The organism is Candidatus Zixiibacteriota bacterium (assembly GCA_036397555.1).
Lineage (GTDB): Bacteria > Zixibacteria > MSB-5A5 > WJJR01 > WJJR01 > DATKYL01.
In genome coordinates this window covers 24,817-41,958 of the sequence record DASWIS010000015.1, presented here as the reverse complement: position 1 = coordinate 41,958, position 17,142 = coordinate 24,817, and the positions used below count along the sequence as shown (strand labels likewise).

Below are 17,142 nucleotides of genomic sequence, written 5' to 3'. Positions count from 1 at the left end.
GTGTTCCTATTCTAAAGCGCTTTAGGCGGTTACGCCTGATGCACTGCATCATGGAAAACTGCAGCGAGAGCGCGACGGTGTCAGGATTATCTGACGCTGATTTCTTGGAAACGAAGGTAAAGGAGCAATGGAGAATGAAGCATAAACTTATAGTCTTGGCCTGCGTGAGCATGGCCTTGCTTCTTTCAACCAGTCTCGCCTTTGCCCAATCAGCAGGCGGAGTGGATCAGGGCGGTCTGCAATCGCAGACATTGCCCCGCTGTGCCCAGGTCGATATCCCGATTTTCTTGAGTCTGGCGGGAACAGACATGGGTGCATGGGGATTGCCCCTGATTCTCACCGGTGGCGGTACGATTGATGCAATCGTACCCGGCGTAGATCAGCCGGGTGGATTGACGATCGGGACCGGGGTTTCCGGCAACCAGGGCGTCGCCAACTTCGTTGGTTGCGTTCCGGACGGCAACTACCCGGACTTCTGGACCGTTACGATTACCACACCGGACGACTGCATAGGGCATCTCGAGCTAGACACAGCATTTTATCCACCGGCCGGAGCATGGGTCACCCTCGATTGCTTCGCCCTGCCGCTTGCCTTGGGCTGGTCCAAGGGCGAGTGGGATCTGGTCAACGAGGATCCGTACACGACCTCGTGCCCGGACCAGAGCACGCCGTGGAACGGTTCGCTCAGCCAGCAGCTGGACGCGTCCGATCCGGACGCGTGCGACATCGCGTCGCTGAGCTGGACGTTGGTTGATGACGGCGGGCTGACGGGCGCCACGTTGTCCTCGGACGGGTTGTTCGAGTATGACGCGGTCTGCGCGGACAAGGGCCCCCACACGCTCACCGCGGAAGTCGAAGACCAGTGCGGCGCGACCGCACAGTGCAGCTTCGACGTTGAGGTCACCAACACCCAGCCGACCTGCGGCACGAACAACAACGAGTCGATCCATCATTCCGCCAGCATCGTGGACAAGCAGTTGGATGTCGATGATGCGGACGGCGATGCGATCACCTACTCGCTGGTGAGCGTGGTTCCGCCGTTTAACGGCGGCGCGAGCGTGTCGGTATCGTCCGACGGGTTGTTCAATCTGGACGGCACCGATTGCAGCGACGTCGGCTTGCACACGATCAATTTCCGTGGGTCCGACGACTGCGATTCGATCGACTGCTCGTTCGACGTGACGATCACCTCGAATCCGCCGGTGTGCAATGTCTCCGGCGCACATCAGGTCAACTGGGACGACTCGTTCGACAAGGCGTTGACCACATCGTTCGTCGATTGCGGTCCGGTCTCCTGGTCGATCGTCAGTGAAGTGCCGGCCCCGACCAATGCGGGCAGCATCAACGGCGCGACTTACAGCTTCGACGCCGACTGCGCGGACTTGGGACAGGTCTACACGATCACCGTGCGAGTCACCGATGCGACCGGCAAGACTGATGACTGCGACTTTACGATCGAAGTCATCAATCCGGATCCGGTCATCGATTGTCCGGACAACATCGACTTGGCGATCCTGGGCGACCTGATCGAAACGGACGCGGACGCCAGCGATGCTTACGGCGACGACCTGACGTTCTCGCTGATCTCGATTGAGCACCTCCAGGATCCGGGACGTGTTCCGCACAATGCCCCCAGCATCGATCCGAACACGGGTGAATTCTCGTGGCAGACCGAATCGTCGGACAACAACGACGAGGGCTTGTGGGAAGTGTGCCTTGATGTCGCCGACGGTTGCGGCGGCAGCGATCAATGCTGCTTCACCATCGACGTGCTGGCGTTCACGCTCTGCGCGGGCGACTCCGGCGAAGTGACCGACTCGATCATCGACGCCTTCAACGGTGAGATCGTCACTGTGTATGTCAAGATTGCCGACGGATACGCGCTCGGCGGTCTGGACCTGCTGCTGTGCTACGATCAAACCGGTTTGTCGTTCTTAGGCGCCGAGGCGGTCGGCAACCTGGCCGCATGGGAGTACTTCACGTGGCGTCACAGCCCGCAGTCGAACTGCCCGGGCGGATGCCCGACCGGTTACCTGCGCGTGGTCGCCATCGCCGATCTGGATAACGGGCCGGCGAATCATCCCGACGATGCCGAATTCCTTCTGGACGGCGAGATCATCGCGTTGAGCTTCCTGGTCACCTCCGATCGCAACTTCATCGGGTCCTGCCTGCTGGTGGGCTTCTGCACCCTGGATTGCGGCGACAACGCGCTCTCCAGCAGATCGGGCGACACGACGTTCCTGCCGATCGGTTCGGACATCTCGTGCATCGACCAGGGCAAGACGTTCCCGCGCGACATCATCAACCTCTGCAACGGCCGTGTCTGTGTGCAGGAGCCGCCGGATGACCGCGGCGACCTGAACCTGAATGCGATCGCCAACGAGATCGGTGATGCGGTTCTGTATTCACGGTACTTCATCTATGGCATCGACGTCTTCCACTCCGATGCCAACCTGCGGGCGGTGCAGCTATTGGCCTCCGACGTCAACGACGACGGTGTCGTCCTGACGGTCGCGGACCTGGTGTACCTGATTCGCATCATCACCGGTGATGCGCAGCCGTTCCCGCCGGGCGGCAATCCGAGAATGTCGCCGTATGCCAGTGCCGGCAGCGTGTCCTATTCTGTGGACAACAGTGCCATGAACGTATCCGCCACCACGCCGGACGGCTTGGGCGGCGCGATGTTCGTCTTCCGCTATTCCGGAGTCGCGATCGGCGAGCCCGTGCTCACCGCCGCGACCCAGGGGATGAACATCAGTTCATCGGCACGCAATGGCGAGTTGCGCGTGTTGGTTTCTCCCGACGCGAACAACCCGACCAGCGTTGCCTCCGGCACACAGGCGCTGTTTAGCGTGCCCCTCGAGGGCACCGGACGCATCGAGCTGGTGGACAACCAGGTCTCGGATGCGGAAGGCCAACTGCTGTCGACCTCGGCGGCGGCCATCAATCGTCCCACCGAATACTCGTTGCACCAGAACTACCCGAACCCGTTCAACGCGGGCACGGTGATTCCGTTCGACCTGGTCAACGAGGGTGACTGGACCTTGCGGGTGTACAACGTCGCCGGCCAGACCGTCCGCACATTTGCGGGCAACGGCGTCGGTCCGCAGCAAGTCTCCTGGGATGGACTTGATGAAAACGGCAATTCCGTTGCGTCAGGTGTGTACCTTTATCGCGTCAATGCCGGCGAATTTGTCGCCAGCCGCAAGATGACGTTGATGAAGTAGTCCCACGCTTCAGCACCACGCGAAACACCTCAGCCCCTCCGGTCAGTCGACCGGAGGGGCTGAGTCTTTGTGATCCATCGCTTCTGAAGAGCGGATTTAGCCCTTGATGTTGCCGATCGGCAACAGGCGAACAACGCGGCGAGATATATCCAAGGCGTGGACTGTTTCGACCACTTCGGAGATGTCTTTATAGGCAAATCCGGCTTCTTCGGCCAGCCCGCTCAGCGAAGCGGCTCGGATGACTATCCCTCTGTCAAGCATGCTCTTACGGAGTTTTTCGCCCTGAACAAGCTTCTTGGCTTTGGTGCGTGACATGGTGCGGCCGGAGCCATGCAGTGTCGATCCAAATGTTTCCTGCATCGCCGTGCGTGTACCAACGAGGAGATATGACCCTGTCTCCATCGATCCGCCGACGATAACGGGCTGCCCAACAGAACGATATACCTCCGGGACTTCGGGATGGCCCGGCTCGAAAGAGCGGGTTGAACCCTTACGGTGTATTAGGAGTTCAACTGGTTGTCCATCAATGTCATAACGTTCAATCTTGGCGATATTGTGCGCAACGTCGTAGACAAGTTCCAATCCGAGCGCGGAATCGGGCTTGTCAAAGGTCTTTGCGAAGCCCTCACGAATCTTATGGGTAATCATCTGTCGATTGGCGAAGGCCGAGTTTGCCGCGCAAATCATTGCCTTGTAGTAACTTCTCCCTTCATCGCTGTCGAATGGGGCGCAGGCAAGTTCACGGTCGGCGGTCGTGATTCCGTGGCGACGCATCGCTGGGGCGAAGATCCGCAGATAATCGGTCCCGACCTGATGGCCGAAGCCGCGAGAACCGCAGTGGACCATCACGCAGATCTGATTGGGGCGATCAATGCCAAGCTGTTGGGCAACAGCCGGGTCGAAGACATTGTCCGGGGTGACCACCTGGACTTCGAGATAGTGATTCCCTGACCCGAGAGTGCCCAGTTGGGACAGCCCGCGTGTAATCGCCTTCTCCGAACACGCATCCGGGTCGGCTCCGGGGATACAGCCGTTTTCTTCGATGTGCGTGAGATCGTCAGGGCGTCCCATACCGCGGCGAACGCACCAACCCGCACCCAACGTCGTCATCTCCTTGTACTCGGCGTCAGAGAGCCTTAAAACCCCTTTTGAGCCGACTCCGCAGGGGACCAGAGCGTAGAGAGTGTCCATCAGCGACGTGAGCTTCGGTCGGACTTCGTCGAGCGTGAGATTTGTGCGCAGCAGACGCATCCCGCAATTGATGTCAAAGCCAATTCCACCGGGTGAGATGACACCTTCTTTGAGATCAAAAGCCGCCACACCGCCGATCGGGAAGCCATATCCCCAATGTCCATCCGGCATGCAAAGCGCGTGGCGGCGAATGCCGGGCAGGGTCGCGACATTGGTAACCTGCTCAAAGACACCATCATCCATCGATTCAAAGAGCACCGGTGATGCGAGAATGCGCGCGGGGACACGCATACCCGGTTTGGCATCGGGGGGGATCTCCCAGACGTAGGGCTTGACTTGGACCGCCGATTCGCGGATCGACATTTCAGATGTCCAATACGATGCGGGCCTTGTACTTGTTGCCAATCTGCTCCACTGAGAACAAATGGTACGTCACCGCTTTGACATCCTGGCCCATCTGGTGCCGTTTGGGGTCGATCCGGTCGCACTCCAGTGTCCCGAGAACTCCCCAAAGCGGAGCCGAGGCCACGTCGGCGTGCGCCGACGCGACGATTAGACTTTCTGTGTCTTTCAGATATACGATCTCGGAGAGCCAGTCGTAGAGCAGGTCCTCGACTGAGCCGGCAGAGAGATCCAGGTGACGCTGAGTGCTGGGGGCAAGACCGCCGCCATCAACCATAACGGCCGTTAAAGCCGCGGCCGCGCCGGAGAACAACTCGCCCCAACTGTCGGCCTCGACCTCAAAGGCCGAGTCTGCCAAAGCGACATCTTCCAGAAACTTATATGAGTAAGGCACCTGCCCTCCCCTGTGCGGCCCTCCGAATGTCGGAGCAGGGACATCGATGACAATCTGCTGTCGTCGGGCTCAGAATGCTATTGGAAGTACCCCATCCCATAAATCGGGATGGTCAGCGAGAATGTCTCTTTCCCCTCGAGGCGAAGGGTCAAAGACCCGTTGTAGGCACCGATCGGGGTCTGCGGTCCCGGCTTTAGAACAAGCTGCGCCTTGCCAGCGGCCGGAACTTCGGCGTTGGGGATCTGCAGAAGCAGGTAATCGGGCGGGGGCGATGTCACACTCAGCGTGAGGGGATCGGCTGATGAATTGGCGATCGTGATAACTTGTTCGGTTTTTCCGAGCGTATCCAGGTAAGCGGTTGTCGGCGTAACCTTCACGGGGCCATAGGAATCCTCAATCATCCCCGTGAAGTAAATCTTGCGCACGTTGGTGGTGGCGGTGTCGACACGGACCATTTCATTGCTGTAGATGGAAACAGACTTGTGGACCTTCCCCTTGAATTTCTGGGTGTCGAATTCCAGATCGAGTGGAACTGAATCTCCGGGGCTGATGACATTGCTGGGAAGCGGGACAGTCGTGCAACCGCATCCCGGCTTGACGCGCTGAATTTTGAGCGTGTCGTCGCCGTCGTTGACCAGCCAGTAGCGGTGGTAGGCCTTCAATCCGGACGGCGTATAGCCGAAATCAAAGGTCACCTCGGGAAGCCGAATTTTGGGCTCTCCGGCAACTGACAATCCAGCAATGAGATGTATGACGATAAGCGTCAGGGCGATCTGTCGCGGGATCGTCGACATCCGGATTCGGGATTCGCTGTGTGATCGCATTGTCACTTGAGGCGCATCAGTTTGGTAGCGGCAACTTGCCCGGCCCAATTCACCCGACAGAAGTATACGCCTGAGGGCCAGCTTCTGCTCCCGGGAATCGTCAGCGATGCTGACAGACCCTCGTATCCGTCGATTGATCGCTGCGAGCATATCTGACCCAAGGCATTGACGATGACGATCTCGATTCTGTCACACCGACCAAGGCAGTCACTGACAGCGGGTTCAGTGGAGGCGCCGGTTGAGAGCGGGGCGATATCGATGCGCACAGCGAAGTCGCCGTCGTTGCTGCCGGAAGATGGGCTGACACGCAGGCGTTGCCGATCTGGAGCTGATTGCGTCGACCCATCGGCAACGTCCAGCGAGATATCGACTTGCAGGTGCATATGAATCAGATGAACGTCCCTGCTGCCGGTCGACATCGACTCCACAGTCAACGGAACAGTGCCGGCAAACCACCCCAAGGGACCACCGGCGCCGACGACTGGCGAGAACGTCAATGACTGCCAATGTGCCGGTGGTATGAGCACTTCGGTCGTTTGCGCCGACAGGGTCAGGCCCTCCTCTGCGTATCGCCGCAGGGACACATCGGGGCTCAACACGGTCGCGGGATCCGTGCAAACTTTCATGGTATCGGTCAGGTGGTGATTGAAGACCAAAACTACAATCGGCTCAATATCAAGCGGATTAACGGCTTGGTCGATTGAGATCGGACTGACATCCACGTTGTTGGCGGCGGCCAAGGTAAAAGTCCCGGTCCACACCTGCGGACAGGGATCAGACCCTATGGGTGTGATGCCGTAGCTGACGTTGACGCCGACCGGGCATGACGTGTCTTCGAGGCAATTGAGATCCGAGAATGGTCCGAGCTCGGTCAGTACTTCGGCGGAAGGAGTCGACAGTACCACCCGTCGCAGGACTTCATAGCTCAGAGTTGACGCGAAGGCTGGCGACGGGGTCACGGGCAATCGCGATAAGCCGCTGCCGGATTCACAGTTGAATGCGTGAGTCAGGAAAGTGGCCTCGACCGCAAGCTGGTAGTTTGACAGCGCTTGCCATTCAGGCACTCCGGGCTGCGACTCAAACCCGGCGACTGTGGGGATCAGGCCGTTGGCGTTGGCTGAGGATAAACGAACCACCGGGACCGCGTCATCCGGCCAGCGGCCTATTAGCCATAGAGCGGTCGACGCGGACGACAAGGAGCATGGGACGAGCGTCTCAAACCATTGCCCCTGATACCCTTGTGGATCCTCGGCGAGGGGAACCTCGACTTCATCGCAAAGCGGCGTCCCCGGAGAGCCGCTTATGTCTGTCCAGATCGACCAAGTGAAGCCGGCCAAATCCTGCCATTGTTCCGAGTTAACCGAGCTGTCTCCGATGAACCTGGCGCGAACCAACAGGTGATCGCCGCCCTCCACGACTCCCGGGAGTTGGAGTCCGACGCGCTGACTTTCCAAGCCGAAACCGATGAAGAACTTGCCGGAGGTCAGACCACCATAAGCCGCGTGTGTCTCGCCGGAGGGCTGTGCCGAGGTCCATTGGACTAATGCGCCTGAGCCGGGAGTCGGTTGCGCGTCAACCCAGAACAGAATTGGGCAAACCGCTTGGGCGCTGTGACCGGCGGCTGCGAATGTGAGGAGAGTCAGCGTGAGTAAGCGGAGGCGCATGTGGCCCTAAGAGCTGCCCCCGCATCAAGTTGTCTAATGCTCGCCCTCGTAGGGTCCGCGAACAAACTCGTAAGCCCGGCCCTCGAGGGTCACCACGTAAATCTGATGTAACAATTCACCGCGCCCCGGTCCAAAACAAGTGGCAACTGTGGTCCCTTCAATCTTTGTGATAGGGATCTCCTGCCAGTCGAGCAACACGGCGTCATATTCGAACAGACTGAAGGTCCCCTTGCGCATCCCGAAGAACTCGTTGAAGCGTCGCTGGTCCCCTTTTCCGATCAGGTGCGTGGCTCCTCCCCCGACCACGAGACGGGAGAGCGTGTCGATCGTACTGCCCAGGAACAGGTAACGCAGATAGCCATCTTCGCCGGAGTAGAAGAACGCCATGTCGCGCATGGTGGGATCGGCGGATGCGACCACATCCTTGGGCGGCGCCTGCATGACCGCCCATTCGGCGGCGCCCCAATTGCCCAGCGAGTCGGTGGTCACGCGGTAGATTGCGCCCGCTGGGCTGACGAGGCCGACCCGCAGACCACGTTGATCGTAATCGAAGGTTATAAAGCGGGCGCCGCCCGGGATTGTCGGCAGCCGTCCGGACCGCCACTCCCCGTGCTCATCTTCAACGAACTCCGTGACCGAACCGGCGCCATCCGCCACAAAAACACTGGAGGAAGCCCCTCCCCAGGCGGCGGCAGTTGCCTGGATGGCGCGAATCGGCCCGGGAAGCTCGGCGATGTCGTTATGGGTCCAGCCGAGCGGGCCGCGCCGGGCTGCCAACAGTCGTCCATCCAAAGTCCCGACAATCAGGCGTGCGTCTGTCTGCGCCCCGGCGGTGTGCGCGCCGGTCACTATCGCCACCGGCCCGGGGACACGAAACTTCCTGGCGGTCTTCCAGTTGCCTTCGGAAAACAGGAGCTCGACCGCGTTGCCGGCGCTGTCGACGGCCACCATTTGCGGGCCGGTGCGATCGGGGGTCGGGCAGATCGCGATCCCGGCCAGATTGGTCAGTCCGGTTTCCACCGTTGCGGAAGGCAACCAACGGATTCCCAGGGGAACACCCTTGGGCGGCGCGACCTGGGCGAGCAGCGCCGTGATGAGTGCGATTAGGGGAAGGAGCGCCATAGTCGGACAGATCGACGGGGTGGTTCAATCTCTTATATGCAATCGGGGCGGAAAATGCGATGGGGGATTTGCGGAAGTTGCTCAAGATTCTTACCAAGTCGTAATTCCACCGGGGTGTTGGGGCTGTGGGCAATCCGGTGCGCACAGAGACCCCTCGCCCTCCCTCACCCGCCTGCGGCGGTCGGGTCGGGACTCGGGGTGACATTCTTTAAGGATTTCCGAGGCAAGCTTTCGGTGTGCGATACCGGCGCCGATGGGAGCGGCTCATCACCGAACCTGTTGGCGTTGCGGTCAAAATTTCTGCGAAAAATGTTGACAGGGGCGGAAAAGATTGTATTTTCACTGTCGAGCGTTTCAAAGGTCGCTTTGCAGAAAGCGACTGTGACTCTTCAAGTTTAGATATCCACTCAACGGTACTCCCTTTCAAGAGGGAAGGCAGAGACCGGGCGGGTTGGTTTTATCTTTCCTCCGAGCCCGCATCGGAACGCGCCTTCGTCCTCGCGAAACAAGTGTCAACCGTCTGTCTAAGACATCGTTACAAAGCGGGCTCCACGGAGAGGCGGTTGTGCCGAAGTTAAGCAAGAGAGAGTCAATCCTGGAGCTTGATGAAAGAAGATCAAGGAACGTCATGGGCAATACGACAGCAAAGAACCGGCAATCTGAGTTGCCTGCGGCGAGTCCGAATTCTTCAACTGTTTAGGAGGAGTATCTAAATGCACAAAAAACCCTTCATTGCAGTTCTCTGTTCGGGACTGCTGTTCTTGATGGGGTCAACTGCGGCCTTGGCGTACGACGACGCCTTGACGAACGAGGCTTACCCGCGAATTCAGACGGGTCAGCACGACAAGTCGGGTGTGTCGCCGAATGCCTCGCAAGCGGAGGTCTGGGGCGATCCGACCGTCTTAATGCAGGGCGGTCAGACTCGTACAGTCCCCGGGACTTTCTGCGACGGTCTCTGGCAGCAGTCGACCGACTTCGGAATTAATCTTGTGTTCGGCGGCTGGTGGGCCGGCGGCGAGTTTTACGCGGCCTACCAGGATTTCGACGACCCGGACTGGCATGATGTCTGCGGCGCCCCGTCGAACTACACCTTCGACGTTACAGCGGTCAACACGATCCTGAACAACACGGGGCCGGCGGCCGCCTTCTGGCCCGCCAACAACCCGCTGGTGTTGCAACCGGTCGTGTGGGACGCTGACGTTGAGGTGCTTTGCGGCAGCAGCCCCTCGGGTACGGGCCACTTGCCCGGCGGCATTCTCTGCGTCGGAAACCTGAATGCCTTCAATCTCCCCAGCCCGGGCGGCAGCTTTCTGTTTAACCTGGCGTTCCCGATCGAATGCTGCGTGACCGGTCCGTATTTCGCGGGCTACTACGCCCCGAACTTCATTGCGGTCGGCGCCCTGCGTCTCTTTGTGGACGACGGAAGCCAGGACACTGCCCCTGATGCGGCTGGCGGCGGCCCGGACTGCGCCGTTCTCAACGATTACGGGTTCGGCTGGGACGACATGGCCAACTACTTTGAAGCCGACCTGGACGGTGCGTTTGGGATCTACCCGGCGACTGGGTACAGCTCGGTGATGCTGAATTACCTGCTGTGGTCGGAGGGCTACACTCCCGACGATGTCGCCACGCACTGCACCGCGGGTGATTGCGTGTACGATTTCTGGTACTTGGCGACCGGGTGTTACCCGTCACATCTGGATGGGACAACCTTCTTTAATTACGGGCAGCCGGTGCGCTATGCTGACGGCAACGACGACTGGGACATCCACTTCGGACTTCCGGCTGCCCCCCCTTCGACGGGGCCGCGCACGAAGTTCGGAGTCCGCTACTCCGCAGTCGGGCTGGACACTCTCAAAGAGGTCCGGTTCCTGCTGATTGTCTCGGCGCCGGGAATTATCATGACCGTATCAGTTTGGGATGCGAGTGGTCCGCCCTCCAGTATTTGCGGAGAACCGACTCCGGGCGCGGCGCCGCTCTACTCGGTGGACGTCCCCGGGAGTTTCTATCCTATGGAGACGGTTGTTCCCATCCCGGATTTGACATTTGGGACACTCAACGGGGGAATTCCGGAGCACTTCTTTGTCACAGTCGAACGTAGCGCCGCATCGCCGCTAGTTGGCACGTCCTTCGCGGGCGTGTACGGCGGTGGAAGCTGCGGCGAGCCCCTCTTGTGGCCCAATCCGGGCTGTGTCCCGCCGGACTACCCGCGCTCGATTGTGTTCTTTGACGCGTACGTACCCAACGCCGGCTTGCCGACATGGCGCTACGTAGGCGAGTACGCCACCGACATCGGCGCCGGGTTCCATCACGCCGAGATGTTCATGGACGCGTTGATCTGCAAGGAAGTCGTGCCGGTCGTTGAGGACGTCTGCGCGGTTCCCGGCGCAGATGTGTGGAACGAGTACGGGCGCGATGAGCGCCGTACCTCGGCCTCCAACATGAACATCGGCGATCCTTGCCAGGTGAATCTCGAATGGTCGGAGTTGGTGCCGCAAACGGCGGACTTCTGCAACCCGACAGCGGCCAACGACATCGTGTACCAGTCGGCGTCGTCGTCACTGATGGCGCGCAATCTGCTGACCGGCGCGATCGTCGATTCGATCACCTCCTCGGTCGTCAACCTGATCATGGGCGGATCGAATCGTGGCAACACGACGATCGGTCCGGATGGGGTCTATGTCACCGGCGGCACGTTCCGTTCGATCAACAAGTACCCGCACGACTTAAGTTCGCCGATCTGGTCGAACACGTCGTTGGGCCATACCGGTCCTGCGTGCGGAGCGCCTCCGGGCATTCTGGGCGCCCAGAACCGCTTTAATGCATCGGTGGTTGTCGACGTCGGTGGCACGGACGTGCTTTTTGTCCTGACCGAGCCGATCGCCTCCCCCGGCCAGTTGGGCCAGGTGCATGCGTATGAGGCGGCGACGGGGTGCTTGTACGGCCCCTGGACGACCAACCCGATCACGCTCGACAAAGCGGCTCGTCACGGGCCGACGTGGAACGGTACCGAGTTGTTGGTCGGTACTGCCGATTCGGATCTGGGTTCGGGCTCGATTTGGTCGATCGACCCATCTGATGGTTCGGCCAACTGGCAGTTTGTGCCGGCCGATCCTCTGCTCGGCTTCCCCGGCGGTGTCTCGGCCGAGGGTGACTTTGTCTATGCCGCGGCACACAATGGGGACGTTGCCGGGCGTCGTTATGCTCTCGATGTCTCCAGCGGCGCCCCGGACATCGCCTGGGATGCGGCGCAAGAGGCCAGTCTCTATGGCGCGCCGACCATCGGCCGCAATTTCCTGTACATGGGCCAGGATGGGAACGCCGGCGGCATCGTCATGGTCGACAAGGTCATCGGTCTGGGCGTGCACAACTTCGGTCTCAACGGCGTAGATTTCGTGACCAGCAATGTCACGCTCACCTGCGACAACTACCTGTTTGCCGGGACGCGTTCAGCGCGTTGGTGGGTGCTGAATGCGAACACGCTCGATGTCGAGTGGTACAGGCAGTACCCGGTGCTCGTCGGGCAGGTCGTCAACGGCACGGCGCTCGTTCAGCATTCCAGCGGCGACCAATTCGCGGTCGTATCCTCCCGCCTCGGCGGCGGTGCGCTGTTGAATCAGGGCATCGTTTCGGCTTACAAGCTGAATGCCGGTACCCGTCCGCGTCTGACGCAACTGATCGACGAAGTGCAGGTCATCGTGCCCCTGGGTTCCGGTCCTCTATCGCATTCGGAGCCCGATGTGTTCCGTAACGACGGTTGCGAAGACCTTAACTTCACGGCGGTTGTTGCCGTGGATGCGGGTCCGAGCGCATTGGCCTCGACCTCGCCGACGGTTCGCCGCTTCCAGCGCGAATTGCCGAGCGTGGCTCAGGCCGCGGATCGTTTTGCGCGTTATGCCGACGGAGACATATCGAAAGATGATATGGTCCGCGGCATCGGCGCAGCCGACCGCAAGGTTCTCAATGGCGAGTGGAGCGAGCGGTATTACAATCGCTACATGCTGCCGTTGGAACAGGAAGATGCTCGTTACGGCAACAGCGTGCGCAATCAGATCATCCGTGCGGCCGGTTCCGCGGTCGGACGGACGATTGCGGCGAGCGTCACGATCAACGCGTCCGGTCTGCCGGTCACACTGGCTCCGGATGATCTGGGCGAAGTGGCCTGGGACTTCAACGGCGCCGGGCTGGAGCGCAACACCGAAGTCGAGTATCTGATCTTCGATCACGACGATCCCGACTTTGACGTGCTGGCATTCCAGGCAGGCGATCCGCAACAGGCAACCCTCGAGATCACCTACGTTGGCGGCTGCTCGCGAGACACCGCGACGTTGGTGTTCAACGACACCCCGGGCGGCGGCAGCGAGCGCTCCGAGACGATGTGGAACTGGGGCACGCTGGGCGCATCCAATACGGCGTTGCACTGGCCGGATGATCCACACAACAGTGACGACAACATCTATGACGGAACATTGGTTCTGGTCGGCGACTCCGGAACGGGCGAAGCGATTCCCAACGCAGCGAATGCGCGCTTCGAACTGTTCGGACACGTCCCGGCCGACTATGTGCCGAACCCCAAGCTGTCTGATGGTTTGTGCGGCTTCGAACGCATGGACGATATCGTCCTGGGTTACAAGCGCACCGGGGCAGGCGTGGGAGTTCCCGAAGCGATCAACGGCCAGTGGATTCAGTCGCACTATTCTGACACCAACTTTGAGGTTGTCAGTGCCAGTGCGGCCGCGGCAATCGGCGTGAACGTTCTCCAGACCGAGGTCGGCGCCTTCGACCCGCTGTATGGAGACTTCAAGCTGATTCGTTGGGAGCTGATCAACCGTAACAACGCCCCGAACGGACCGATCTATGCCGGTACGTATTTTGACTGGGACGTTGGCGGTGGGTCCGGCTACGCCACCAATACCGGCAGCCCGTCGGATAACTACAACGGGTATGCGATTTGGGATGACGCAGCAGCCAGTCCGCGCAACGCGTTCGGCATGCTGGATCCCGATCAGCCGTCGGTTTACAGCGGTGTCGATCCGTCGGCCAATTCGCCGTATCGCATCATGGTCTACAACAACTCGGACCGTCAGACGACACGCGGCTGGAACCGTGGATTCATCGAAGACGACGCGTTGATCTACAACGACATCGTCAACGAACTACCGACGCGTCTGATCGACGGCGGCATCGGCTTCCTCATCGATCGTGCCGCGGTCCTTGTCCATCAGCCGTTCACGCTGGATCCGTTGGGTTCGCATGCGGTCCATCAGGCGCTATTTGCGGTCGATGGATACAACGGCGCTCCCGATGTGGCTCTGATCGACGCCGATGCGACCGCGTTGGCGGCTCGCGCGGCGCGCTGGGGCGGTTTTGCCCGCGGCGACGTCAACGATGACGGCTTCGTGGACCTTGGCGACGCGTTGTGGATCGACGTGGGGAATTTCATCTATCCCGATACGTACTCGGGTGACGTCAACAACGACGGCAACGTTGACAACCTCGATGTGGTCCAGTTGGTCGACTATGTGTCCGGCAATCTCGCGGCACAGCCGGTCGGCGCCTGGAGGTTCCCACTGTAATCGGGTGACGTATCCAACGCACCTTAAGGGAGGAAGGCATTTCGCCTTCCTCCCTTTTTTTGAGAACACATTTGTCCGGGGCGCTGCGGCGGGTTAGACTGACTCAGAGACGCATGAAGCGCGACGAAATTGTCGATAAGGCACGCGTGGTGCACGGGCTGATCGAAGACGTGCTCGCCATCGAGACGGTGCTGACAACGCGGTCGACGATCGTCGTGCGCGGCACGCCGAGACTCCCGGCCGATGACTTTCGCGCGGTGATCGACGCGCGCTTTCGCGCGGCGGGACTGACGGTCGAAGTTGAAACGCTGGCGCCGCCGGGCAGCCCTGCGGAAACGGCCATCGTCAGCGTGCCATTGACCGAACGGGCGGGGCATGCCATTCCGCTGGTGAACATCGCGCTGTTTGCGGCGACGGTCATGACGACGGTGTTATTCGGCGGGCCGAGCTTTGCCGCGTGGTTTTTGGCGATCCTGCTGTTTCATGAGTTTGGGCATTTCATCTTTGCGCGGCTGCGGCGCATGGATGTGAGCTGGCCGTATTTCATTCCGGCGCCGAACATCCTGGGAACGTTCGGGGCCTTCATCCAACTGCGTTCGCCGATCCGCGACCGGCGCGGGCTGTTCGATATGGCGGTCGCGGGACCGCTGGCGGGATTTGTCGTTTCGGTCGTGGCGCTGGCCGTCGGGCTGGCCGGGTCGGACGTCGCACCAAGCGATGCGGCGGGCGACGGGCTCTTGCTCGGCGAATCGCTGTTGTTTCGCGCCGTGGCGGCGGTGGTCTTGCCGGGGGTGACGGACGAACAAACGATCATATTGCACCCGGTGGCGTTCGCGGGATGGGCGGGACTGCTGGTGACGATGTTTAATATGCTGCCGATGGGGCAGTTGGACGGCGGGCATATCGCGTACGCGCTATGGCGGCGCGCGCAGCGCCCGATCGCGCTGGCGACAATCGCCGGTTTGCTGATCGCCGCGTTCTGGTGGCCGTGGTGGATCGTGTGGGCCGGCATCGGATTTTTTCTGAGGCCGCACCATCCGCCGACGATCGTAGATGAGCTTCCAGTCGGACGATCGCGATTTGTTCTCGGCTGCATTTCGTTCGTCGTATTCATCATCTGCTTCACTCCGATCCCATTCTCATTTCCCGGCAGTTAAAGGACCCGCAACGTCTGCGCAGGAATTGCGGGTTGGCGCATCTGAGTGAGATTAAAGCAGATGCGCGATGGAATCGGCCGTCATCGAATCCGCGGCGGCGCAGACGCTGCGCGACGAGCCCCTGAATCATGGCCACGCCGACCGTGGTGAGGATCAGGTGCGTTGAGAATCAGACACTTACGGCCCGCGGAATCGTGATCACGAATTGGCATGGGAATTGTTGCTTTTGTGGTAGGACCTGAGCGACTCTCGTCGTGACACTGGGATTGGGGCGACACAGCACCAGCGGTGAGCGGTTCGGTTGCGCTCACCACAAGCGAATTGCACGGACGCATGCCATGGCCAAGAATCGACGGCATCCCATCATGGACGCGCACCAATCCCAACGACTACTCGCACTACTGACGTGATACAGGCGGGCGTCTCGATGACGCCCGTCGCAAGCAGTCACACGTTGACTGCGCTCAGCGCGGTCAGTGCGGAAAGGGCCCTCTGCGGGGAGAGGGTCCTTTTGATTGCGGGCGGATGATCCGAGCGGTCGCAACGATTCGGTAGGATCGGTTTCAGGCCGCGACGGTCCGGCGATCCAGCGACCAGCGTCCCGCACCGAAACGCACCGTATAGAAAATTAAAACAACCAGTCCGATATCCAGCAAGAGTGTCGTCAGACCGATCGTGCGCGCGCGTGTGGACGTCGAAAAGCATCCGCAGTCGATATTGAGCCCGCGAACGAGCGCGCTGGCGATCGCGATCACGAACATGAAGTTCATCCCCAGCAGGATCAGCGCCGCCCCGGACACTTTTGTGCCCATGATCAGCGCCATACCGCAGAGCAGCTCCAGCCATGGCAGAATCAGGGCGAAGATGCTGATGAGATCGTTGGGTAGGATGTGGTAGTTGTTGACCGCCTTGGCGAATCCTGCCGGGTGGATGATTTTGTCGAGCGAGGCATAGACGAAGACCCCCCCGACGAGGAGTCGGACCAACAGCGCCACGGCATCATTTCTCAGTATACTCATCGTTCCCTCGTTGTTGTGTGACGCTTTACACCCCCGGCGGCGGCGCCGGGATGGTGTCCATCGGCATACCCGCATCCTCCCACATCGTCGCGCCGCCGAAGAAGACGTAGACATGCTCGTATCCGTGCTCCTGAACCAGCAGACGGGCCAGCATCAGCGACGCTTCGCACTCGGAACCGGAACAGTAGGCGACGATCGGACGATCTTGCGAGAGTCGTTCGCTCACCGCGGGCCAATAGTCATCGAACATCTCAAACGGCAACAGAATCGAGCCGGGGATACAGCCCATCTCGAAATCCTCGGGATCGCGGGCATCGATGAAGACCACGTTGGGATCTGCGTGCATTTCGGCCGCCTTTTGCAGAGTGATGAAGGGCGGATCATCGGGCTGGGCGGACTGCGGTACGCCGGTTGAATCGCCGGGCGCGACCTGGGGCGGCCCCCATTGTCCGCGCCAGGGGATGCTCCCGGGCGCGACGGCATTGCGCAGCAGCCCGAGCACCACGGCCGCACTCAGCAAAAACAGAATCTGCCTGGATGTTGACTGCTTCATAAGTCCGGAATCC

At 60.4% G+C, this 17,142-nt stretch carries 10 protein-coding genes; 3 read left to right on the top strand and 7 right to left on the bottom strand.

The annotated features are described in order from the left end of the window. Window positions 1–134 precede the first annotated feature (134 nt). Complete coding sequence (locus tag VGB22_06045; protein ID HEX9750828.1) at window positions 135–3,227, top strand: T9SS type A sorting domain-containing protein; 3,093 nt, start codon at window positions 135–137, stop codon at window positions 3,225–3,227. A 96-nt stretch (window positions 3,228–3,323) separates the two neighbouring features. On the opposite strand, the gene VGB22_06040 is transcribed toward VGB22_06045, so the two are convergent. From VGB22_06040 to VGB22_06020, 5 genes are all read right to left on the bottom strand, one after another. After that, entirely contained in the window at window positions 3,324–4,781 is a 1,458-nt protein-coding gene (locus tag VGB22_06040; GenBank protein HEX9750827.1) for an RtcB family protein, read from the bottom strand. A 1-nt stretch (window position 4,782) separates the two neighbouring features. Further along, window positions 4,783–5,214, bottom strand: a complete 432-nt coding sequence (locus VGB22_06035) for an archease (protein ID HEX9750826.1) — start codon at window positions 5,212–5,214, stop codon at window positions 4,783–4,785. Between the two features lie 77 nt (window positions 5,215–5,291). Then, window positions 5,292–5,909: a DUF1573 domain-containing protein gene (locus tag VGB22_06030; GenBank protein ID HEX9750825.1), complete on the bottom strand. Its 618-nt coding sequence runs from the start codon at window positions 5,907–5,909 to the stop codon at window positions 5,292–5,294. Between the two features lie 131 nt (window positions 5,910–6,040). Next, window positions 6,041–7,702 carry a T9SS type A sorting domain-containing protein gene (locus VGB22_06025; GenBank protein ID HEX9750824.1) on the bottom strand — a complete coding sequence of 554 codons (1,662 nt, stop codon included), beginning with the start codon at window positions 7,700–7,702 and terminating at the stop codon, window positions 6,041–6,043. Between the two features lie 33 nt (window positions 7,703–7,735). Next, complete coding sequence (locus tag VGB22_06020) at window positions 7,736–8,824, bottom strand: hypothetical protein (protein ID HEX9750823.1); 1,089 nt, start codon at window positions 8,822–8,824, stop codon at window positions 7,736–7,738. 713 nt (window positions 8,825–9,537) lie between these two features. On the opposite strand from VGB22_06020, the gene VGB22_06015 reads away from it, so the two are divergent. After that, complete coding sequence (locus VGB22_06015; protein HEX9750822.1) at window positions 9,538–14,400, top strand: hypothetical protein; 4,863 nt, start codon at window positions 9,538–9,540, stop codon at window positions 14,398–14,400. Window positions 14,401–14,513: 113 nt separating this feature from the next. Beyond that, window positions 14,514–15,557 (top strand): site-2 protease family protein, encoded by a 1,044-nt coding sequence (locus VGB22_06010; GenBank protein HEX9750821.1) that lies wholly within the window; start codon window positions 14,514–14,516, stop codon window positions 15,555–15,557. Window positions 15,558–16,120: 563 nt separating this feature from the next. On the opposite strand, the gene VGB22_06005 is transcribed toward VGB22_06010, so the two are convergent. Next, window positions 16,121–16,576: a MauE/DoxX family redox-associated membrane protein gene (locus tag VGB22_06005; GenBank protein ID HEX9750820.1), complete on the bottom strand. Its 456-nt coding sequence runs from the start codon at window positions 16,574–16,576 to the stop codon at window positions 16,121–16,123. Window positions 16,577–16,601: 25 nt separating this feature from the next. After that, complete coding sequence (locus VGB22_06000) at window positions 16,602–17,129, bottom strand: rhodanese-like domain-containing protein (protein HEX9750819.1); 528 nt, start codon at window positions 17,127–17,129, stop codon at window positions 16,602–16,604. Window positions 17,130–17,142 lie beyond the last annotated feature (13 nt).